The sequence below is a fragment of the Curtobacterium sp. PhB130 genome, assembly GCF_003755165.1.
In the GTDB taxonomy this organism is placed as follows: domain Bacteria; phylum Actinomycetota; class Actinomycetes; order Actinomycetales; family Microbacteriaceae; genus Curtobacterium.
Window position 1 is genome coordinate 488,168 of record NZ_RKII01000008.1, and the last position, 20,564, is coordinate 508,731.

The 20,564-nt window shown below is 71.1% G+C and carries 20 protein-coding genes; 4 read left to right on the forward strand and 16 right to left on the reverse strand.

Annotation, left to right across the window (positions count from 1 at the left end):
* Positions 1–7 precede the first annotated feature (7 nt).
* From EDF24_RS12340 to EDF24_RS12390, 11 genes are all read right to left on the reverse strand, one after another.
* Entirely contained in the window at positions 8–658 is a 651-nt protein-coding gene (locus EDF24_RS12340) for a response regulator transcription factor (protein WP_123703176.1), read from the reverse strand.
* Positions 655–1,884 (reverse strand): sensor histidine kinase, encoded by a 1,230-nt coding sequence (locus EDF24_RS12345; RefSeq protein WP_123703178.1) that lies wholly within the window; start codon positions 1,882–1,884, stop codon positions 655–657. The genes EDF24_RS12340 and EDF24_RS12345 overlap by 4 nt, the downstream gene beginning before the upstream one ends.
* A gap of 76 nt (positions 1,885–1,960) precedes the next feature.
* Positions 1,961–2,872, reverse strand: coding sequence for a hypothetical protein (locus EDF24_RS12350; RefSeq protein WP_123703180.1), 912 nt, complete (start codon positions 2,870–2,872; stop codon positions 1,961–1,963).
* 24 nt (positions 2,873–2,896) lie between these two features.
* The gene (manD, locus tag EDF24_RS12355; RefSeq protein WP_260233433.1) at positions 2,897–4,264 is read right to left on the reverse strand and encodes a D-mannonate dehydratase ManD; all 1,368 of its coding nucleotides are present in this window, start codon (positions 4,262–4,264) and stop codon (positions 2,897–2,899) included.
* Complete coding sequence (locus EDF24_RS12360) at positions 4,261–5,532, reverse strand: mannitol dehydrogenase family protein (RefSeq protein WP_123703182.1); 1,272 nt, start codon at positions 5,530–5,532, stop codon at positions 4,261–4,263. Before EDF24_RS12360 ends, manD begins: the two co-directional genes overlap by 4 nt.
* Positions 5,529–6,416, reverse strand: a complete 888-nt coding sequence (locus tag EDF24_RS12365; RefSeq protein WP_123654217.1) for a sugar phosphate isomerase/epimerase — start codon at positions 6,414–6,416, stop codon at positions 5,529–5,531. The genes EDF24_RS12360 and EDF24_RS12365 overlap by 4 nt, the downstream gene beginning before the upstream one ends.
* Positions 6,413–7,618 (reverse strand): Gfo/Idh/MocA family protein, encoded by a 1,206-nt coding sequence (locus EDF24_RS12370; protein WP_123703184.1) that lies wholly within the window; start codon positions 7,616–7,618, stop codon positions 6,413–6,415. Before EDF24_RS12370 ends, EDF24_RS12365 begins: the two co-directional genes overlap by 4 nt.
* Complete coding sequence (locus EDF24_RS12375; protein ID WP_123703186.1) at positions 7,615–8,451, reverse strand: sugar phosphate isomerase/epimerase; 837 nt, start codon at positions 8,449–8,451, stop codon at positions 7,615–7,617. The genes EDF24_RS12370 and EDF24_RS12375 overlap by 4 nt, the downstream gene beginning before the upstream one ends.
* 128 nt (positions 8,452–8,579) lie before the next feature.
* Complete coding sequence (locus EDF24_RS12380; protein WP_243698308.1) at positions 8,580–9,530, reverse strand: carbohydrate ABC transporter permease; 951 nt, start codon at positions 9,528–9,530, stop codon at positions 8,580–8,582.
* Positions 9,527–10,534: a carbohydrate ABC transporter permease gene (locus EDF24_RS12385; RefSeq protein WP_123654220.1), complete on the reverse strand. Its 1,008-nt coding sequence runs from the start codon at positions 10,532–10,534 to the stop codon at positions 9,527–9,529. Before EDF24_RS12385 ends, EDF24_RS12380 begins: the two co-directional genes overlap by 4 nt.
* Entirely contained in the window at positions 10,534–11,874 is a 1,341-nt protein-coding gene (locus EDF24_RS12390; RefSeq protein ID WP_123703188.1) for an ABC transporter substrate-binding protein, read from the reverse strand. Before EDF24_RS12390 ends, EDF24_RS12385 begins: the two co-directional genes overlap by 1 nt.
* 171 nt (positions 11,875–12,045) lie before the next feature.
* On the opposite strand from EDF24_RS12390, the gene EDF24_RS12395 reads away from it, so the two are divergent.
* Both EDF24_RS12395 and uxaC read left to right on the forward strand, forming a co-directional pair.
* On the forward strand, positions 12,046–13,089 hold the full coding sequence (locus tag EDF24_RS12395; protein WP_123654221.1) for a LacI family DNA-binding transcriptional regulator: 1,044 nt from the start codon (positions 12,046–12,048) through the stop codon (positions 13,087–13,089).
* A gap of 80 nt (positions 13,090–13,169) precedes the next feature.
* Positions 13,170–14,600, forward strand: coding sequence for a glucuronate isomerase (uxaC, locus tag EDF24_RS12400; RefSeq protein ID WP_123703190.1), 1,431 nt, complete (start codon positions 13,170–13,172; stop codon positions 14,598–14,600).
* Here the strand turns inward: uxaC and EDF24_RS12405 are convergent.
* From EDF24_RS12405 to EDF24_RS12420, 4 genes are all read right to left on the reverse strand, one after another.
* Entirely contained in the window at positions 14,597–15,475 is an 879-nt protein-coding gene (locus tag EDF24_RS12405) for a sugar phosphate isomerase/epimerase (RefSeq protein ID WP_123703192.1), read from the reverse strand. The genes uxaC and EDF24_RS12405 overlap by 4 nt on opposite strands.
* A 73-nt stretch (positions 15,476–15,548) precedes the next feature.
* A complete protein-coding gene (locus EDF24_RS12410) occupies positions 15,549–15,926 on the reverse strand; it encodes a type II toxin-antitoxin system death-on-curing family toxin (RefSeq protein WP_123703194.1) in 378 nt (125 codons plus the stop codon).
* A 46-nt stretch (positions 15,927–15,972) separates the two neighbouring features.
* Entirely contained in the window at positions 15,973–16,680 is a 708-nt protein-coding gene (locus tag EDF24_RS12415) for a response regulator transcription factor (RefSeq protein WP_123703196.1), read from the reverse strand.
* Entirely contained in the window at positions 16,677–17,954 is a 1,278-nt protein-coding gene (locus tag EDF24_RS12420) for a sensor histidine kinase (protein ID WP_123703198.1), read from the reverse strand. Before EDF24_RS12420 ends, EDF24_RS12415 begins: the two co-directional genes overlap by 4 nt.
* A gap of 215 nt (positions 17,955–18,169) precedes the next feature.
* Here EDF24_RS12420 and EDF24_RS12425 point away from each other — a divergent pair, with 215 nt between their 5' ends.
* Positions 18,170–18,409, forward strand: a complete 240-nt coding sequence (locus EDF24_RS12425; protein WP_123703200.1) for an SHOCT domain-containing protein — start codon at positions 18,170–18,172, stop codon at positions 18,407–18,409.
* A gap of 3 nt (positions 18,410–18,412) precedes the next feature.
* Here EDF24_RS12425 and EDF24_RS12430 read toward each other — a convergent pair whose 3' ends face one another.
* Positions 18,413–18,940 (reverse strand): gluconokinase, encoded by a 528-nt coding sequence (locus EDF24_RS12430; RefSeq protein WP_123703202.1) that lies wholly within the window; start codon positions 18,938–18,940, stop codon positions 18,413–18,415.
* 112 nt (positions 18,941–19,052) lie between these two features.
* On the opposite strand from EDF24_RS12430, the gene gndA reads away from it, so the two are divergent.
* Positions 19,053–20,510, forward strand: coding sequence for an NADP-dependent phosphogluconate dehydrogenase (gene gndA, locus EDF24_RS12435; protein WP_123703508.1), 1,458 nt, complete (start codon positions 19,053–19,055; stop codon positions 20,508–20,510).
* The last annotated feature ends 54 nt before the right edge of the window (positions 20,511–20,564 follow it).

Here is a 20,564-nt window from a genome sequence, read left to right on the forward strand (position 1 = left end):
GTTCCCCCTAGGCGCGGACGAGGCCGCGTTCGTGTGCGGTGATGACGACCTGGATCCGGTTCCGGAGGCCGAGCTTCATCAGCACGGCGCGGACGTGGGTCTTCACGGTGGCCTCGCTGAGGAACACGCTCGCGGCGATCTCCGCGTTGCTGAGGCCCTTCGCGACGAGCAGGAACACCGCGCGCTCGCGGGCCGTGAGGGCGTCGAGGACCTCGTCCCGACGGTCCGGCTCGACAGGGGTTCCCTGCGCACGGAGGAGTTCGAGGGCCTCGGACTCAGTCGGCGCCGGCCTGCCCTCGTGGACGTCCCGGATGGTGGCCGTCACGACCTCGGGGAGCGCGTCCTTCGTCAGGAACGCGGCGGCTCCGGCGCGGAGGGCGGCGAGGACCGCGTCGTCGCGGCGGATCGTCGTCAGGGCGACCACGCGGGGCCGGTCGTCGTCCGCAGCAGCCAGGCGAGTGAGGGTCTCGATGCCGTTCATCACGGGCATCCGGAGGTCGAGCAGGAGCACGTCGGGGTGCTCGGCGGCACAGAGCTCGAGGGCCTCGGCGCCGTCGGCCGCGGTCCCGACGCAGGTCATGTCGTCCTGGGCGTCGACGAGCATCCGCATGCCGGAGGCGAAGAGTCGCTGGTCGTCGACGACGGCGACGCGGATCACCGTGCGACCTCGAGCATCGGCGCCACGGCGGGGGCATCGACGGTCGGCAGCCACGCCGTCACCACCCACTCGTGCTCCGCGTCACCGGTTCCGGCGCGCAGCCACCCGCCCGCGAGCCGTGCCCGCTCCTGCATCCCGGCGATCCCGGAACCCGCGCCGTCGAGTTCGACGAGCGGTGCGCCCCCGGTCGACGTCACCACGACGCCGAGGCCCGGACCGCGCCAGTCGAGGACCACACGGGCGGTGGCGGTCCGGCCCTGGTGCTTGAGGACGTTCGTCAGGCTCTCCTGGACGATGCGGTGCACGGCGGAGCCGACCGCCGGAGCCACGGCGGACGGTGCGCCGTGCTGCTCGAACGACGCGGTCATCCCGAGCTCGCGCATGTCCTCGACCAGGGGCGGCACGTCCTCGAGACCATGCCGTGCGTCGTCGCCCGCGCCCTGGATCCGTTCCACGAGTGCGCGGACGTCCCCGAGTGCCGAGCGGCTCACATCGGCGATGTCCTGCAGCGCCCGCGCCGCGTGCTCGTCCCGCACAGCGATCGCCGCGGCCCCCTGGGCCTGCGACACGACGACCGCGAGCGAGTGCGCCAGCGAGTCGTGCACGTCCCGGGCGATCCGCGCCCGCTCCTGCTCCGCGTGGAGTTCACCGGTCGTCACCTCGGTCTCCCGCTCGGCCTCGACGACGCGCACCCGAGCGAGCCCGATCCGCCACGTCGCGCCGATCGCGACGCCGATCGCCCACCCGATGCCGCTCGCCCCGGCGATGGCCAGCGCGATGAACGCCAGGTTCGTGCGGGTCCCGGTCGACGAGCCGACCCAGAGCCCCCACACGTCGGGGTCCGCGACCGTGGGGACGACCATCGCCCAGGCTGCGGCGACACTGGCGACCGCGAGGACGGGCACCGCGAGCCATCGCAGGAGGTCCGACCGTCCGGCACCCACGATGCCGACGACGATCGCGATGGCCAGGTACTCCGGCCAGGTCGTGTCGGTCGGCCGGTGCAGCAACCGGAACGCCTGCAGGAGCGGCACCACGACGACCAGCCCGAGGGCGGTCGACGGCATCCAGTTCGCCAGACCGATCGCCACCGCGAGGGCGGACACCACGAGGACGTGGTCCGCGAGCCCGGAGCGGCCGGCCTCGGCGACGATCCAGAGCACGAGGTACACGGCGCCGGCAGCGGGTGCCAGGAGGTGCCGGAACCGGCGGAGGGTGGAGGTCATGACGCCGAGCGTATGGGGACGCTCGGGCGGTCAGCGAGCGGCGGTGGCGCTTTTCATCCGAGGTGATGAGGGACGGTCAGCGGCCGAGGTCGCGGCGGTGCCGTTGCGCGGCGGCGAGGAGTTCCCGCGCGCTGTCGCTCGCGGCCTCGGCGTCGTCCCGAGCGTGTTCGAGGCGCTCGATCTCGGCGGTCGCGCGCTCGAGGTCGCGCTGGAGTTCGGCTCGGCGCTCCTCGGCGGCCTCGAGGTCGGTCTCGGCCGCGTCGAGTGCCGCGTCGGCATCGCGGGACTCCGCCCGCGCGGCGGTCTCGGCCTGGCGGGCGGCGCGGCGGTCGGCAGCGGGGTCGCGCCTCGGTTCGGGTTCCGGGGTCGGCTGCGGCTCGTCTCGGGGCTTGGGCCGGGAGGCTCGGGGCGGCTTGTGCTTGCGTCTCCCCTCCGAGATGGGGATGGGTGGGGCATCGCTGCCGGACCAGGCATCGGGGACCGCGTCCGGCACCGCGAGCGCGCCGTCCAGGTCGACGTCGTCGAACCCCGCGCTCTCGAGCGGCTGGACCAGGAGTCCCGAGCGGACCGCCGCCCCCGCGTGCGGATCGGCCATCGCGGCCTCGATCGTGGCGCGGACCTGGTCGAGCACCGCTGCGGTGACCTCGTGTCCCGCTTCGGACGCGAGGTCCGCGCCGGCCTGCGCGAGGGCGCCGACGACGCTCGACCGTTGGCGCCGGAGGGCCGCGATCTCCTTCGGGTCGGCGTTCGCCTGGGCCTCGCGGATCGCGGGGCCGAGGTCGACCGCCTCGTCGAGCGAACCGTCCGCTGCCAGGAGGTCGATCACCCAGGCGGCCGGCGCGGGCTTCCGGAGCTTCCCGATCGCTGCCGCGAGGTCCCGGTCGTCCTTCCGGGCGGCCCGCTGCCGTGCGGTGCGTTCGGCGACGAAGTCCGCGGGCGCGCTCCGGAGGAGGTCGCGGGCTGCCTCCGCGAGCGTGTCGATGTCCACGCCCCGGAGGCTACCCGCGCCCGCTCACCAGTCGTGGACGGTGCCGTCGGCCAGGCGGTTGAACGGCAGGTACGCCTGCTCGTAGGGGTACTTGCCCGCTTCGTCCACGTCGAGCGAGACACCGAGACCCGGCTGGTCGCCCGGGTGCAGGTAGCCGTCGGTGAACGTGAACGTCTGCTGGAAGACCTGGTTCGTGCGGTCCCCGTGCTGCATGTACTCCTGGATGCCGAAGTTGTGGATCGCCATCCCGAGGTGCATCTGCGCCGCGAGCCCGACCGGCGAGATGTCGGTCGGCCCGTGGAACCCGGACTTGATCTGGTACATCGCGGCGTAGTCCATCGTCTTCTTCAGCGGGGTCACGCCGCCCATGTGGGTGACGGCACCGCGGACGTAGTCGATGAGCTGGTCGCGGATGATGTCCTTGAAGTCCCAGACCGTGTTGAAGACCTCACCGATCGCGAGCGGCGTCGTGGTGTGCTGCCGGACGAGCTTCAGGGCTTCCTGGTTCTCCGCCGGGGTGCAGTCCTCGAGCCAGAACAGGTCGTACGGCTCGAGCGACTTGCCGAGCTTCGCGGCCTGCAGCGGGGTCATCCGGTGGTGGCCGTCGTGCAGCAGGGGCAGCTCGGGGCCGAACTCGTTGCGGACGGCTTCGAACACGGTGGGCACGTGCCGGAGGTACGCGCGGGTGTCCCAGTCCTCCATCGCCGGGAAGGCACCACGCTGCGCCGGCTCGAAGTCGTACCGGACGCCGGTGTTGCCCTCGGTGGTCTTGTTCGACGCGATGCCGTAGATCGACTCCAGCCCGGGGACACCCGTCTGCACGCGGATCGAGCGGTAGCCCTCTTCCTGGTGCGCGCGGATCGAGTCGAACAGCTCCGGGAGTTCCTTGCCGGAGGCGTGCCCGTACGCCATCAGCCCGGTGCGCGATGCGCCGCCGAGCAGCTGGTAGAGCGGCATCCCTGCGACCTTCGCCTTGATGTCCCAGAGCGCCATGTCCACGGCGGCGATCGCGGCCATCGTGACCGGGCCGCGACGCCAGTACGACGAGCGGTAGAGGAACTGCCAGGCGTCCTCGATGCGACTGGCATCGCGGCCGATGAGCAGCGGGACGACGTGCTCGGACAGGTACGCGGCAGCCGCGAGTTCACGGCCGTTCAGCGTGGCGTCGCCGAGGCCCGTGACGCCGTCAGCGGTGGTGATCTTCAGCGTGACGAAGTTGCGGTCGGGGCTGGTGACGATCACCTCGGCCTGCTCGATGAGCTGCCCGCGGTCGGCGGACGGCCAGGTGTCCGGACGACCCGATGTCGCGTCGGCGGCTCGGTCGTCCGTCGCGCCGGGGACGGGGGCCGCCGGGTTCGTGGTGCCGGTCGGGGCCTGGTCGGCGTCGGTCATGCTGGTACTCCTTCGGATGCGCGGGCACTGGCCGCGCGGATGCGGTCGGCTGCGGCGGTCACCGCGGCGACGACGGGGGTGGTGTCGAGGTCAGGGGCGATCACGGCGAGGACGTCGTGCACGTCCGAGCCTGCACCGGGAGCGCCCGGGTCGTTCACGAGCTCCGGCTGCGTGGTCACGTGCAGCCACCACGCGGCGACGAGGGTCGCGGCACCGGGGCCGATGCCGGCCGACGGGTCGCGGGCGAGGCGGTGCCGCAGGACGTCCACGACCCGGACGGGCAGCTTCTCGGAACCGCCGGAGGCGATCTGGGTGAGGGTGTGCCGGATGCGCGGGTTCTCGAACCGGTCGACGAGCGCCGCGCGGGCGTCGGCGATCTCCTCGGCGGGGAGGGGCAGCTCGAGCGCGGCTTCGTCCCAGAGCTGCTCGACCGCCGTCCGGCAGGTCGGGTCGGCCATCGCGTCGGCGACGGTCTCGTGCCCGAGCTGCAGGCCGAGGTAGGCGAGCAGGGAGTGCGAGCCGTTCAGGAGCCAGAGCTTCCGCTGCTCGTAGGGGGTGACGTCGTCGACGACGCGCGCGCCGGCGGTCTCCCACGCGGGGCGCTCGACCCCGGGGAACGCGTCCTCGATCACCCACTCCGCGAAGGGCTCGGTGACGACGGGGACGCGGTCCCCGTCGAGCGCCCCGGGCAGCGCGTCGAGCCCGGCGACGTCCGCGGCCGTGGTCGCCGGGGTGATCCGGTCCACCATCGAGCTCGGGAACGACACGTTCGCGTCGATCCAGGCGCGGAGCGCTTCGTCGGCCACGGCACCGAGGACCGCGTCGCGCAGCACCGAACCGTTGTGCGTGAGGTTGTCGAGGCTGATCAGCGCGATCGGCCCCGCTCCGGCCCGGCGTCGGGCGTCGAGACCGGCGACCAGGCGAGCCGGGACGTCGGCCCCCGACCGGTAGCCCTGCTCCGTGACCGTCAGTGTGACGATCGCGGTCTCCGGGGACGCGAGCGCGTTCGTCCAGGCGTCGGAGTCGCTGCCCGGGTGGGCGGCGACGATCGTGTCGATCACCTCGGCGGAGTCACCGTCCGCCGCCCGGGTGACCAGGGTGTACCGGCAGTCCTGCGCCGTCAGGGCATCGGCCGCGTCCGGCGAGCGCCCGGTGAACGCGGTGATCCCCCACGGCGCTCCGGACGCGTGCTCGGTGTACCAGGCGAGGTGGGCGCGCGCGAACGCCCCCACCCCGAGGTGCACGATGCCGCGACGGCGCTCGGTCATGCCGACACCGGGACGAGCGACTTGAGGTACGCCAGGTTGTCCGCGGTGCGGGCCGCGAGCGGCAGGTCGGTGGAGAAGTCCTCCACCGTGACCCAGCCGTCGTACCCGTGGGTGCCGAGCGCCGCGAAGTAGTCCGACACGGATGCCTGACCGGCACGGAGCGGTGCCCACTGGTTCTGCCAGATGGCGCTGCCGTCGGCCCGGGTGTCGCCGGTGTCGACCCAGCGGGCGTTCTTCACGTGGACGTGCGCCAGGTACGGGCCGAGGAGCTCGAACGCGGCGAGGTGGTCTTCCTGCCCCTCGATGACGAGGTTGCCGAGGTCGTGGATGACGCCGACGTGCTCCGGGTCGAGGCCGTCGACGAGCCGCAGGGCAGCCGAGGCCGACGGGGTGATCGTCATGTGGTGCAGCTCGACCAGCGCCTTCACACCGAGTTCGGTCGCGCGGGACACCGCCCACTCGAGGTCGGCGCGGGTCCGGTCGAAGACCTGTGCGTAGGTCTCGCCGGTGCGCTCCTTCTCCTGCCGGTACATCGGCATGCTGACACGGACCTGGCGGGCGCCGAGCTCGCTGGTGACGCGGAGCATCGTCTCGACGCCGTCGTGGTTCGCGGCCTGCTGGTAGCCACCGATGCCGGAGTACTCGAGCCCCGCTGCGTCCGTGATGCGGGCGATGTCGCCGACGCGGTCCTGGATGCCGGTGAACTGCCACGTGGCGTTGTTGCCCGCCCAGAAGGACTGCTCGGCCGGCACCGTGGTGCCCTCGGCCGGGCGGTCGTCGACGATGCGCCACTCGATGCCGTCCCAGCCCTGTTCGGCCAGGGTCGTCGCGGCCGCTTCCGGGGTCCAGTCCGGGGTGGATGCGGTGAACACGGAGAACTTCATCGGTTCGCTCCTTCTGCTGCGGTTGCTGCCGGGACGACGGGGACGACGTCGTCGTACTTGCCCTCGATCACGTCGTCGATGCGGACGGGCTGGCCGAGCGTCGCGCTGACGTACAGTCCGCGGACCGTGGCCAGCGAGACCAGCGCGGCGTCGACGGTCACGCCGGGTTCCCGCCCGTTGCGGATCGCGTCCACGATGTCGCTGTACTGGCGTCCGTGGCCGGCGAGGAAGTGCTCTGACTCCTGCGGGCCGCCGACGACGTGCTCCGGGGGGACGATGTCGGCCTTCTGGTCGACGGCGTCCGCGACCGCCGTGGCGTTCGCGGTCGTCGATGCGGACTCGAGGGTGGCGGCGTCCGGCGCGACGTGGAAGTAGGCCAGCCGGTCGTCGTCGACGATGGCGGACCCGTGCGTGCCGTAGATCGCGTAGCGCGCGGAGAGACCCGGGTACGCGGCGGTGGTGCAGTGGATGACGCCGAGCGCGCCGTTCTCGAAGCGGACCGTGGCGACCGCCGTGTCCTCGACCTCGATCCGGTCGTGCGCGAGGAGCCCGATCTGGGCGGAGATCTCCACCGGGCGACCGAGGGTCCACACGAGGAGGTCGACGGTGTGCACGCCCTGGTTCATCACCGCGCCGCCGCCGTCGAGGTCCCAGGTACCCCGCCAGTCGCCGGAGTCGTAGTAGCCCTGCGAGCGGTACCAGGCGACGCTCGCGAGGCCGGAGGTCACCCGTCCGAAGCCCCCGCCGTGCGCGGCCTGCGCCACGGCGACCGAGGCCGGGTCGAACCGGTGCTGGCTGATCACGCTGACGACGAGGCCGCGGTCACGAGCGGACGCGGCGAGCGCGGCGATCTGACGGGCCCGGGGCATCGTGGTGTCGAGCGGCTTCTCGATGACGACGTGTTTGCCCGCGGCGAGCGCCGCTTCGGCGAGTGCGACGTGCATGCCGGACGGGGAGCAGATCGCGACGACGTCGATGTCGGTCTGCGCGATGGCTTCTTCGATCGTCGACGTGGTGAGCGGGCGGGGTGCACCCGATGCCTCGATCTCGTCGGCGGCGCTGGTGGCGGCTTCGGGGATGGCGTCGACGAGGGCGACGACGTCGAGGCCGTCGTTCGCGAGCGCGACGCGGGCGTGGTGGCGACCGATGACGCCGGCGCCGACGACGGCGAGCTTGAGGGGTGCTGTGGTGTCTGCGGTCATCGCAGGGTCACTCCGATCTGGTCGGTGAGGGTGCGGAGGGCTCGTCCCGCGCGGCCGAACGCCGCGGGGCCGGAGAAGCCGCCGAGGGAGGTGAAGTCGCTGAGGTGCGGTTCGAGGGACGCGTACCCGGAGTACCCGGCGTCGCGCAGGGCGGTGAGGGTCTCGAGGAGTTCCCCGTCGCCTTCCCCGGCCGGGACCACCGACGAGTCGGCGGCGAGGGCGTCCTTCACCTGGAGGTACTCGACGTACGGGGCGAGCTGCGCCCAGCCGTCGGTGTACGGCTGGACGCCGCACTGGACGTAGTTCGCGTTGTCCCAGGCGAGCCGGAGTGCCGGGGAACCGACGCTCTCGACGATGTCGAGCACGCGCGAGGGGACGTCGCCGTAGATGTCCTTCTCGTTCTCGTGCAGCAGGACCACGCCTTCGCGCGACGCCAGCTCGGCGAGTGCGCGCATCCGCGTGAGGACGGCGTCACGGACGTCCTCCGGCTGGCGGCCCTCGTGGTAGAAGGAGAAGATCCGGATGTACTTCGTGCCGAGCGCGTGGGCCGCGGCGATCGCACGGCCGAGTCGCTGGAGCTCGTGCTCGACGGGTTCGTCGACGGATACCTTGCCGATCGGCGATGCGATCGCGGACACGGTCTGGCCGCGTTCTTCGAACAGGCGGTGCAGCCCGGCGAGCTGGTCGTCGTCGAGGTCGACGACGTTCACCCCCCAGGCGCTCCGGACCTCGATCGCACTGGCGCCGAGCGCCTGCAGGACCGCGACCTGGATCGCGGGGTCGGCGTCGATCTCGTCACCGAAGCCGGTGAGCTCCCAACTGAGCTGGGTCATTTCGTTCCCTTCATGAGGACCAGGGTGGCCGACGCGGCGGACGCGCGCCGGGCCTCCCGTCCGATCTGTGGACAACTCGCTACTCGACGGAGCCGGCTGCCTTGGTGGGTTCTGCCCGCCCACCAGGTTCACTTGACGGAGCCGGCGGTGAGACCGCCCACCAGGTACCGCTGGAAGATGAGGTAGAGCGCGACGACCGGCGCCGCACACACGATGGAGGCAGCCATCATCTGGCCGTAGATCGGGACGGCTCCGCCCTCCTGCGTGGTGCCGAGCACCTGCAGGACCACGGCGACGGTGCGCGTGTTCGGGGTCGTCATGATCGTGGAGAACAGGACGTCGTTCCACCCGAGGAGGAAGGCGAAGATCGCCGACACGACGATGCCCGGCCACGAGAGCGGCAGCACGATCTTCGTGAGGATCTTCGTCGACGATGCGCCGTCGATGCGGGCGGCCTCCTCGAGCTCCTTCGGCAGCCCACGGAGGTACGTGACCATCACCCACGTCGAGAACGGCAGGGCGAACGTCAGGTACGTCACGAACAGGCCCCACCGGGTGCCGATGATCTGCACGCCGGTCGCACTCGCGATGTTCGAGAACACGACGAAGACGGGCAGCAGCAGGAGCGTGCCGGGGATGGACTGCAGCGCGAGCAGGCCGCGGAGGAACGTCAGGCGCCCGAGGAACCGGAACCGGACGAGCACGTAGGCGGTCGACACGGCGAGTGCGGCACTCGCCACGGCGACGGCACCGGCGGTCAGGATGCTGTTGACCAGCCCCTCGCCGAGGGCGACCGTCGACCAGATGTCGACGTAGTTCGCGAGGGTGAACTCGGACGGGAAGTACTCGCCGCGGGCGACCGCGACGTCCGAGTTGACCGAGCCGAAGACGATGTAGAGCACCGGCACGGCGATGAACGCGATGATGACGGCGATCACGACGATGAGCAGCCAGCGCGGCAGGAGCCGGGTGACGTCGGTGTCGTACGGGCGCTTGTGGCGCTTGGTGTTGCCGGCCGAGGTGATGCTCTCGGTGAGCGTTGCGGTCGGTCGGGTCCTGGTGGCGCTGTAGCCGCTCATGCGCGTGCTCCCTCGATGTCGGCGGCGGCCGGGGCGGCGAGCGTTGCGCGGTCGGCGCGTCGCTGCTTGCGGCTGGGCCCGGCGTCGTCACCGGTGTCGAGCTGGACGGCCCGCAGGTAGACGAACAGCGGGATGGCGACGATGACCAGCGAGCAGATCGCCATCGCCGCGGACAGGCCGAAGCGGAACGACTGGAAGCTCGCGATGTACGTCAGGACCGGCATGACCTCGACGCTCGAGGGCAGCGGGATGCCGAACAGCACGAACGGCAGCGTGAAGTTGTTGATGTTGTGCAGGATCGCGATGATCACCGCGAGGCTGAGCGGTCCACGGAGGTACGGGAAGACCACGTAGCGGAGCTTGATCCACCAGGTCGCGCCGTCGAGCGATGCGGCTTCGTGGACCTCGAGGTCGACGGCCTGGAGGCCCGCCAGGCTGAGCAGGTACACGAACGGCCAGGACGTCCAGACCATGACCGCGGCGAGGGCCCAGTAGGACGCGGCACCGTTCAGCCAGAGGACGTCGGTGTGGAAGATCGCGTTCACGACGCCCTGCGGCTGCAGCATCGTCCGGAAGAACGTGCCGACGACGAAGGCGGGGAGCACGTACGGGATGAGGTAGATCGAGCGGACCAGACCGCGGCCCGGGAACCGGTTCTGGGTGGAGATCGCCGCCGCGACGCCGATCGGTACGGTGACGGCGGTGACGAGCACCGCGAGCGACGACGAGATCCAGATGGAGTGCAGGAGCGGCGAGTCCGTGATCGCCTCGGCGAAGTTCGCGAACCCGACGAACGGGGCGCTGAACCACTGGCGCAGCGTGTACTGGTCGAGGTCGAGCATCGCGATCCAGAAGCCGACGAGCAGCGGGACCACGATGATGGCGAGCATCAGCACGCCGCCGGGGATGAGCATCCAGAGCGGACGCTCGCGCTTGTAGAGCGGGGTGGTGCCGTGCGGGCGCACCTCGTGGTGCGTCTGGGGCTTGGCCTGCGTGGTCGTCATCACAGACCTCCGTTCTTCTGACGGTCGAGCGTGGACTGGGCGTCCTCCTGCGCGTCCTGCAGACGCTTCCGGAGCTGGTCGTCGGTGACCTCGCCGCTCTTCAGCGAGGGGATCGACTGCACGACGACGTCGACGAGGGCGAGCTGGATGTCGGACCACGCCCCGGTGAAGGCGGTCGGCTTCGAGAGCTTCCCGGCGTCGATGATCGGCTTGAGCTGCGGGTTCTGGTCCGCGAGCTGCTTGGCGGCGTCGACGTTCGTCGGCAGGTTGCCGAAGAGGTCGTAGTACTCGAGCTGCGCCTTCTTGGAGCTGACCTGCTTGATGAAGTCGAACGACAGGTCCTGCTTCGTGCCGTAGTCCGCGACGACGAAGTTGTCGCCGGAGAGGATGCTCGCCGCCTCGATCCCGTCGGCCGGGCGTTCGGTCGCACCCGGGGGCACGGTGGGCAGCAGCGCGAACTCGTAGTCGCCGTCCACCTTGGTGCCCTTGAAGGAGTTGATCGCCGTGGTGGTGGTCATCGGGAAGAACGCGGCCTTGCCGTCGGTGAACTGCGCGAGGGCCTGTGCGTTGTTCCAGCCGATCGCGGCCTTGTCGACGACGCCGTCCTCGGTCACCCAGTCGAAGTAGGTGCGGTAGGCGTTCTGCACGGCGTCCGCGTCGAGTTCGGCCTTGCTGCCGTCCACGATCGTGTTGCCGGCGTTCTCGGCCATGCCCCAGATGAACTTCCACGGGTCGAAGCCGTCGGCGTACGCGACGGCCAGGCCGTGCACGTCACCACTGGTGGTCGCCTTCGCGTCCGCGGTGAGCTCGTCCCACGTGGTCGGCATCTCGGTGATCCCGGCCTTCGCGAGGAGGTCCTTGTTCACCGCCATCACGAAGGGACGGCTGGCGAACGGGATCCCGATCTGCTTCGAGGCGCTCGGCCCCGAGATCCCGAAGGACGCCGGATCGAACTGGTCCTTGCCGCCGACCTCCTTCCACTCCTTCGCGCCCATCTGGACGAAGGCGCCGGTGGCGTAGGCGGTCGGGGTGAAGGTGGTGCCGATCGCGTAGACGTCCGGGCCCTGCCCGGAGATGACGCTCGTCTGGATGGCGGTCAGTTCCTCTTGTGCAGAGGAGTACGTCTCCCACTGGATGTCGGCTCCGGTGGTGCGCTTGAACTCAGCGGCCGTGTCCTGCTGCCACTGCTTGCGTTCCTTGGGGTAGGTCGTGTCCGCGCCCATCATCACGCGGAGGGTGTTCGGGTCGTCGCCGCTGCCGTTCACGATCGCGCATCCCTGCAGGGACAACGCGGCGAGGGCGACCACGACCACGGAACCGATCAGGGTCCGTGTCTTCATGGGGGTTTCCTCCTCGGAGCCTCCGTCCGGGCGGCACTGCCCGGGGTGACCACCACTGTTGCGTCCGTGGCAACATCCGGCAACCGGTTGCCACTTGTTGCCAGATCCGAATACGTTTCCGACATCGGAGCACCGCCGCTCCGCACTGTCCACCCGTCAAGGAGGCCGCGTGTGACCGAGATCGACACGTCCCGCCGGGTCACGATCCGTGACGTGGCCGACGCCACCGGAGTCGCCCCGTCCACGGTCTCCCGTGCGCTCTCGATGCCGGATCGCGTGAACCGTGCCACGCAGCAGCGCATCCAGGAAGCCGCACGCGAACTCGGCTACGTCCCGAACTCGCAGGCCCGTGCCCTGACGTCCGGGCGCACCCGCGCGGTCGCCGTGCTCGTCTCCGACATCACGAACCCGTTCTACTTCGACGTCATCCGCGGCACGCAGCACCAGCTGGCCGCCGCCGGGTGGACGCAGTTGCTCGTCGACACCGAGGAGTCCGCCGACGCCGAGACCGCCGCGCTCAGCGCCGTCGCCGCGAAGGCCGACGGCGTGGTGCTCACCGCGTCCCGCCTCTCCGACACGCAGATCGCCCGGTACGCCGAACGGATCCCGCTCGTCGTCGTCAACCGCCGCCCGGCCGGCGTGCCCTCCGTGCTGATCGACACCCCCGGCGGGGTCGAGCAGGCCGTGCAGCACCTCGTGTCGCTCGGGCACCGCGACGTCCTCTACGTCGCCGGCCCGGACAGCTCGTGGTCGAACGAGCGCCGCTGGAAGGCGCTCGTGCAGGTCGCGAAACGGCTCGACGTGCGGGTCGCCCGGATCGGACCGCACGCGCCGTTCGTCGACTCCGGTGCCGCCGCCGCGGACGCCGCCGTCAACGCCGGCGCCACCGCGTGCATCGCCTTCAACGACCTCATCGCGATCGGCATGCTCGGCCGGCTCCGTGAACGCGGCATCCGCGTCCCCGAGGACATCAGCATCGTCGGCTGCGACGACATCTTCGGCGCCGACTTCTGCAACCCGCCGCTCACCACGATGACGTCGCCGATCGAGCGCGCCGGCCGGGTCGCGATCACGATGCTGCTCGGTCGGCTCGGCGCCATCCCCGCCGAGCAGCTGCCCGGCGAACGCATGCGCGGGGCCGTCGCGCTGCCCACCCACCTGACCGTCCGCGAGTCCACCGGACCCGCGCCTTCCGCGCGTCCGCGTGCGTCTTGACCGCGCCGCCGCGCGCCTTCCATCGCGCCGTTGCGCGCCCGCCCATCGCGCCGCCGCGCGCCTTCCCTGAGGAGTCGACGATGACCCAGCACACCCCGACCGCCACCGTGCTCGCCCCGCACCCCGACCGGCTGTTCCCCGCCGACCCGGCGACGCGCACGATCGCGCGGACCGTCTACGACGCGGTCAAGGACGCCCCGATCATCTCCCCCCACGGCCACGTCGACGCGTCGATGATCGCCGCCGACGAGCCGTTCCCGGACCCCGCAGCGCTCCTCATCACGCCCGACCACTACGTGCTCCGGCTCCTCCACGCGAACGGGGTGCCGCTCGACGCGCTCGGCCGCGACCCGCAGGCGACCCCGAGCGGGCGGTCGATCTGGCACCAGCTCGCGTCGCACTGGGACGACTTCCTCGGAACCCCGGTCCGGTACTGGTTCGAGACCGAACTGCACGACGTGTTCGGCCTCGACCAGGAACCGTCCGCCGCGAACGCCGACGCGCAGTACGACCGCATCGCCGCAGCGCTCCGCGAGCCCTCGTTCCGGCCGCGCGCCCTCTTCGACTCCTTCGGCATCGAGGTCCTCGCCACCACCGACGCCCCGACGGCGGACCTCGCCGCGCACGCGCGGCTCGCCGCCGACCCGTCGTTCACCGGCCGGGTGGTCCCCACGTTCCGCGCGGACGCCGTCTTCGACCCGTCGCGACCGGACTGGAGGCACGTGGTCACGTCGATCGGCGAGGCCGCCGGCATCGACACCGCTTCCCACCACGGGCTCCTGGCAGCACTGCGCGCACGTCGCCAGCACTTCATCCAGCACGGCGCCACGGCCACCGACACCGGGGTCCTCGACGCCGGTTCCGCCCCGCTGCCCGCCGCCGAGCGCGAACGGATCCACACCGCGGCGCTCCGCGACCCGTCGTCCGTCACCACGGCGGACGCCACCGCCTACCGGCACGACATGCTCTTCCGCTGGGCCGAGATGAGCGTCGACGACGGACTCGTCATGCAGCTGCACCCCGGGGTGATCCGGAACCACCACACCCCGACCCTGGAGCGCTTCGGACCCGACACCGGACACGACCTGCCCGCCGTCGGCGCGTTCACCGAGCCCCTGCGTCCGCTCCTCGAGGCGTTCGGCACCGCACCCGGCTTCCACCTCGTGCTCTTCACCGTCGACGAGACCGTGTTCTCCCGGGAGATCGGTCCCCTCGCCGGGTTCTACCCCGCCGTCTACGCGGGCGCGCCGTGGTGGTTCATCGACACCCCGGCCGCGATCGGACGCTACCGGGGCGCCGTCACCGACTCGGCGTCGTTCACGAAGACCTCCGGGTTCATCGACGACACCCGCGCGTACTGCTCCATCCCCGCGCGGCACGACATGGCCCGGCGCGCCGACGCCGCGTACCTGGCCGGGCTCGTCGTCACGCACCAGGTCTCCGAGGAGGACGCCGTCCGCACCGCACGCCGGATCGTGTCCGACATCCCGAAGGCGACGTTCAAGCTCTAGACACGCTGCTCCGTCGTTGCCGGGTGCTCGGTCGCAGCGCGGTGCCCGGTCGCAGCGCGGTGCTCGGTCGCAGCGCGGACGAGGGCCAGGGCAGCCGCCATCCGCGGCTCCGGGTCCTCGTCCCAGCGGCACTCCAGGGAGACCAGGCCGCGGTAGCCGCCGTCGTGCACCGCCGCGAGGAACGCCGGCCACGGCCACGCCGATGCGGAGTCCCCCGGGGGCTCGCGGTCGTGGTCGGAGACGTGCACGTGGCCGATCCGCGCGGCCAGGTCGCGCACCACGTCGAAGGACTCCGACTCCGCCTGGACGTGGAAGAGGTCCGCGACGACGTCGACGTCCCCGAGGTCCTGCTCGTCGAGGAACGCCACCGCCTCGGCGATGGTGTGGACGAGGTTCGTCTCGCTGCGGTTCAGCGGCTCGAGGACGATCCGGAGGTCGTGCTCCGCGGCGGTGTCCCGCGCCGACCGGACGCCCCGGGCGAAGCGCTCGCGTGCCACCGCGACGGGCATCCCGTCCGGGGCGGTCCGGGCGGTGCCCGAGCCGAAGACGATCACCGCGCCCGGTTCCGCGACCGAGGCGACCATCGGGAGCACCTGGGCGAAGTAGTCGTCGACGCGGTCGGGCTCCGCGGTGAGGAGCGGCAGGTCCGGTGGGACGAACAGCGCGAAGGAGGGGAAGCGCTGTCCCGCGTAGAACTCGTTCCTCCGCCACCGGTCGCCGTGCTGCGCCCCGCCGTGCTGCGCTTCGCCGAGCTGCGCTTCGCCGCGCACGGCGAGGTTGCTCGTGATCGCCGGTTCGACGTGGTCTGCGCCGGCTCGTCGTGCCGCTTCCGTCAGTTCCGCTCCGGCGACGATGCCGATCCCGCTGAAGGCCATGCGCCCATGCTGCTCCGGCTCGGGAACCACCGGGCTCGTTGCCACCTGTTGCCACGCCGGCAGTCCCCGCGTGTCACGGTGCCGAGACGAACCCCTCCAGGCGCTCCGCGATCGTGTGTACGTCGTCGAGACGGCCCTCGGCGATCGCGACGATGAAGTCGTGGGACTCGCCGTTCGACATCGTCAGCGTCCGGCCGTTCACCCCGAGGAACACGACGAGGACCATCAACCCGAGTCGCTTGTTCCCGTCGACGAGGGAGCGGTTCCGGACGACGGAGTGCACGAGTGCAGCGGCCTTGTCGACGAGCGTGGGGTACGCGTCCCGTCCACCGACGGTCGCGGCGGCGCGGGCGAGCGCCGCCTCGAGGAGTCCGGGATCGCGCACCAGGACGTCGTCACCGATCGAGCGCCGAGCGATGTGGAGCGCTTCGTCCAGCGTGAGGTGGATCATCGCGTATCAAGGTTGGTATCGCGGGGCGCCTTGCAGTCGAGGAGCATCAGGCGCTCCAGCCGGGAGTGGCGAGGCCGGTCTCGTAGGCGAAGACGACGAGCTGGGCGCGGTCCCTGGCGCCGAGCTTGATCATCGCGCGGGACACGTGGGTCTTCGTCGTGGCCGGGCTGACGAAGAGCCGCTCGGCGATCTCGGCGTTCGTCAGGCCGGCGGCGACGAGTCGCATGACCTCGCGCTCCCGGTCCGTCAGGACGTCGAGTCCGGGAGCCAGCGACGCGGGCTTGGCGTGGGTCGCATAGGCCTCCACCAGGGACCGGGTGGCTCCGGGTGAGAGCAGCGACTCCCCCGCGACCACGGTGCGGATCGCCCGGAGGAGTTCGGCGGGCTCGGTGTCCTTGACGAGGAACCCCGCAGCGCCGCCGCGGATCGCCTCGAACACGTAGTCGTCCTCCTCGAAGGTCGTGAGGACGATGACGTGGACGCCCGCGAGCGCCCGGTCCGCGGAGATCCGCCGCGTGGCTTCGAGACCGTCGGTCCCCGGCATCCGGATGTCCATGAGCACGACGTCGGGTCGCTCACGGGTGACGACGTCGACGGCCGTGGCGCCGTCCGGTGCCTCGCCGACGACCGTCATGCCCGGCTCGGCGTCGACGAGCGCTCGGAGGCCGGCGCGGATCAGTCCCTGGTCGTCGACGAGGACGACCCGGATCGGCTCCGGCACGGGCGTGGTGGCGGGCGCGGTGTCACTGGTCATCCGGTCCCTGCTTCCTCGATCGGCAACCGCGCGACGACGCGCCACCCGCCGTCCGCTGTCGGCCCGGCGTCGAGGCTGCCCCCGACCGCCGCCGCGCGCTCGCGCATGCCGGTGATGCCGTTGCCGTGCTCCCTGGACGGAGCGCTCGTCCGGCGGAGCGCCGGCTCGGACGCCGTGCCGGACGCCGTGCCGACGACGGCGCGCGGTGCATCGGTCACGCTGATCTCGAGGAAGTCCGCGCCGACGTCGACGAGGACCACGGCGGAGTGCTCGGGCGCGTGCTTCATCACGTTCGTCACGGACTCCTGCACGATGCGGAAGGCGTTGCGGTCGACGACCCCACCGATGGCGCCGGGGTCGCCGTGGACATCGAGCCGGACGACGACGCCGGCATCCCTGGCCCGCGCAACCAGGTCGGGCACCCGGTCGAGCCCAGGGGTCGGATTGCGTTCGGATCCCACGGGGCCGTCGACGGCGCGGAGCACACCGAGGATCGTGCGGAGTTCGACCAGGGCCCGCCTGCTGGTGTCGCGGATGTTCGTCAGGGAGTCCCGCGTCTGCTCCGGGCGCTCGGCCCCGAGGTGCAACGCGACCCCGGCCTGCAGGTTGATCAGGGACATGCTGTGCGCGACGGAGTCGTGGAGTTCCCGGGCGATCCGCACGCGTTCGTCGTCCGCACGCTGGCGTTCGGCTGCGGCGCGGGCATTCCGGGCATCTACGGCACGGGCGACCCGGACACGGACCAGTTCGGTGATCGCGATCGTCGCCGTGAGCCACGCCAGGCTCAGCGTCATCGTGGTCACCGTCGGGAACGGCGCCCGACCCATCAGGGTGTCCGCCGTCGGCAGGAGCACCTGGGCGATGCCCGCGGCGACGTAGACCGGGATGCGGTGCCCGCGGAACCACGCGTTCGCGAGTGCCATCGTGAGCGCCGCGACGAAGGGACCGCGGGGGCTGACGACCAGCGCGAAGCCGATCGTCGTGCCGAGCGTCACCGCCAGCACCGCGACGGGCCACCGCCACCGGAACGGCAGGACGACGACGCCGGCGACGAGGAGCGCCACCGCCAGCGGACCGAGCGCCACCGCGTCGACCCCGGCACCGACGTGCCGTGCCCACGGTGGCCCGGTGCCGTCCGCGAACCCGCCGGAGAACCGGGACGCCACCAGGGTGCCGACGATCTGCACGAGGGCGATCGGGAGCACACGACCGACCCGCGCGAAGCGTCGTCGACCGGCCCAGGGGCGGTCGGACAGTGCGGTGTCGGTGGTCATGCGTCGAGCCTAGGGTCGGCACGGATCGGGGGCATCCGGCGCCAGCCGGACCTGTGGACTACTCCCCCGGGCGTAGTCGGCTGTGGAGAACCACGTGCACTACGACCGCGGGAGCAGGCGGAAGTGGGGTCCGGTGGCGGACGCGTGACGAGCCTCCAGACCGGAGCCTTGGAGGGTCGCAACTGCGACACCCGAACCGCCCCCAGGAGGCCCTCATGCTCACCACACTCGCCGTCGCCGCGCCGTACATGCACGGTGGCGGGTTCCCGTTCTTCGTCTTGCCCGCGTTCTTCTTCTTCGTGTTCCTGGTGGTGTTCCTGGTCTTCGGCGTCTTCCGCCGCGGCAGCTGGCGCGCGCTCGCCGACGCACGGTCGGTGCTCGCCGACCGGTTCGCGCGCGGCGAGATCAGCGCCGAGGAGTACCGGTCACGCCTGTCCGAACTGAGCCGGAAGTAGCAGTCAGGGCAGGACGTCGAGGATCGCCGCGACGGTCTCGTCCACGGAACCGTGGATCGGGATCGACGCGGCGGCCTCGTCGGCCTCGGGGCGCTCGAGCGTGGCGAACTGCGAGTCGAGCAGCGAGTTCGGCATGTACTCGTGGTGCCGGTGCGACTGGCGCTCGTGGATGAGCTCCTCCGAGCCGTCCAGATATGCGATGAAGAGGTCCGGTGTGCTGTCGCGGAGCCGGTCCCGGTACGTCCGCTTCAGCGCCGAGTTCGCCATCACGCAGCGCTTGCCGCCCGCCTCGACCTCGACGATCCGCGCTGCGCAGGCATCGAGCCAGGGCCAGCGGTCCTCGTCGGTCAGCGGGATCCCCTGCCGCATCTTCTCCTTGTTGGCAGTGGGGTGCAGCCCGTCGGCGTCCACGAACTCGCACGTCTCGCCCCGGTCCTGCAGGGCGGCGGCGAGCGCTTCGCCGACGGTCGACTTGCCGGAGCCGGAGACGCCCATCACGAGCACGGGCGGTCGGACGGATCGGTCGCTCATCCCTCCACCGTATGGAACTCGGTGAACAGTCTCCACAGGTTGCCGTAACACCGATGCGGTCACAGCCCGGGGACCGTAGGTTGGGCGCAAACGTCAGGACAAAGGAGTGGACGTGGCTGACAGCAACGAACAGGCGAACATCGGCGTGATCGGTCTCGCCGTCATGGGGTCGAACCTCGCACGTAACCTCGCGTCGCGTGAGGGCAACACCGTCGCGGTCTACAACCGCACATACGCACGGACCGAAGAACTCCTCAAGGAGCACGGCGACGCCGGCTTCATCGCGTCGGAGGACATCGACGGCTTCGTCGCGTCCCTGTCCAAGCCGCGGACCGCGATCATCATGGTGCAGGCCGGCAAGGGCACCGACGCGGTGATCTCGCAGCTGGCGGAGAAGTTCGAAGAAGGCGACATCATCGTCGATGGCGGCAACGCGAACTTCCACGACACCATCCGGCGCGAGCACGACCTGCGCGAGAAGGGCCTCAACTTCGTCGGCACCGGCATCTCCGGTGGTGAAGAGGGCGCGCTGAAGGGCCCGTCGATCATGCCGGGCGGCTCGAAGGAAGCCTGGGAGACCCTCGGCCCGATCCTCAAGTCGATCGCCGCGGTCGCCGAGGGCGAGCCTTGTGTGACCCACATCGGTACCGACGGCGCCGGGCACTTCGTGAAGATGGTGCACAACGGCATCGAGTACGCCGACATGCAGCTCATCGCCGAGTCCTACGACCTGCTCCGTCGCGTCGGGGGCCTCTCGGTCGAAGACCTCGTCGCGGTGTTCCAGGAGTGGAACGGCGGCGACCTGGAGTCCTACCTGATCGAGATCACGGTGGAGGTCCTCAAGCAGCGGGACGCCGACTCGGGCAAGCCGCTCGTCGACGTCATCCGCGACGAAGCGGGGTCGAAGGGCACCGGCGTCTGGACCGTGCAGAACGCGGTCGGGCTCGGCATCCCGGTGTCCGGCATCGGGGAAGCGGTGTTCGCCCGCGCGGTGTCGTCGAAGCCGTCGCAGCGTGCAGCGGTCCAGAAGTCGATCACGAACCGTCCGTCCATCGCCGAGGTACCGGACACCTTCGCCGACGACGTCCGCGCGGCGCTCTACGCGTCGAAGGTCGTCGCGTACGCGCAGGGCTTCGACCTGATCATCGCGGGGGCGAAGGAGTACGGCTGGGACATCAACCTCGGCAACGTCGCGAAGATCTGGCGCGGTGGCTGCATCATCCGTGCACAGTTCCTCAACCGCATCGTCGAGGCCTACGACAAGAACCCGTCGCTCGAGTCGTTGCTGGTCGACCCGTACTTCGCGAACGCGGTGGCCGAGGGCGAAGCCGCCTGGCGTCGCATCGTCGGCATCGCCGCGGCGTCGGGGATCCCCGCGCCCGGGTTCTCGTCCGCGCTGTCGTACTTCGACTCGCTCGCGTCCGAACGGCTGCCCGCGTCGCTGATCCAGGGGCAGCGCGACTTCTTCGGTGCGCACACGTACCAGCGGATCGACAAGGACGGCACGTTCCACACGCTGTGGTCCGAGGACGACCGTCGCGAGGTCGAACAGGAGCCGTCGACGCACTGATTCGCTGCCGCACGGAACGGGTCTCGCCATGCGGCGGGGCCCGTTCTGCGTGCT

Excerpts from the sequence above, each read along its gene's own strand:
- EDF24_RS12345 (WP_123703178.1), bottom strand. The coding sequence starts at position 1,884 with ATGACCTCCACCCTCCGCCGGTTCCGGCACCTCCTGGCACCCGCTGCC.
- manD (WP_260233433.1), bottom strand. The coding sequence starts at position 4,264 with ATGACCGACGCCGACCAGGCCCCGACCGGCACCACGAACCCGGCGGCC.
- EDF24_RS12360 (WP_123703182.1), bottom strand. The coding sequence starts at position 5,532 with ATGACCGAGCGCCGTCGCGGCATCGTGCACCTCGGGGTGGGGGCGTTC.
- EDF24_RS12365 (WP_123654217.1), bottom strand. The coding sequence starts at position 6,416 with ATGAAGTTCTCCGTGTTCACCGCATCCACCCCGGACTGGACCCCGGAA.
- EDF24_RS12370 (WP_123703184.1), bottom strand. The coding sequence starts at position 7,618 with ATGACCGCAGACACCACAGCACCCCTCAAGCTCGCCGTCGTCGGCGCC.
- EDF24_RS12375 (WP_123703186.1), bottom strand. The coding sequence starts at position 8,451 with ATGACCCAGCTCAGTTGGGAGCTCACCGGCTTCGGTGACGAGATCGAC.
- EDF24_RS12380 (WP_243698308.1), bottom strand. The coding sequence starts at position 9,530 with ATGAGCGGCTACAGCGCCACCAGGACCCGACCGACCGCAACGCTCACC.
- EDF24_RS12385 (WP_123654220.1), bottom strand. The coding sequence starts at position 10,534 with ATGACGACCACGCAGGCCAAGCCCCAGACGCACCACGAGGTGCGCCCG.
- EDF24_RS12390 (WP_123703188.1), bottom strand. The coding sequence starts at position 11,874 with ATGAAGACACGGACCCTGATCGGTTCCGTGGTCGTGGTCGCCCTCGCC.
- uxaC (WP_123703190.1), top strand. The coding sequence starts at position 13,170 with ATGACCCAGCACACCCCGACCGCCACCGTGCTCGCCCCGCACCCCGAC.
- EDF24_RS12405 (WP_123703192.1), bottom strand. The coding sequence starts at position 15,475 with ATGGCCTTCAGCGGGATCGGCATCGTCGCCGGAGCGGAACTGACGGAA.
- EDF24_RS12410 (WP_123703194.1), bottom strand. The coding sequence starts at position 15,926 with ATGATCCACCTCACGCTGGACGAAGCGCTCCACATCGCTCGGCGCTCG.
- EDF24_RS12415 (WP_123703196.1), bottom strand. The coding sequence starts at position 16,680 with ATGACCAGTGACACCGCGCCCGCCACCACGCCCGTGCCGGAGCCGATC.
- EDF24_RS12420 (WP_123703198.1), bottom strand. The coding sequence starts at position 17,954 with ATGACCACCGACACCGCACTGTCCGACCGCCCCTGGGCCGGTCGACGA.
- EDF24_RS12425 (WP_123703200.1), top strand. The coding sequence starts at position 18,170 with ATGCTCACCACACTCGCCGTCGCCGCGCCGTACATGCACGGTGGCGGG.
- EDF24_RS12430 (WP_123703202.1), bottom strand. The coding sequence starts at position 18,940 with ATGAGCGACCGATCCGTCCGACCGCCCGTGCTCGTGATGGGCGTCTCC.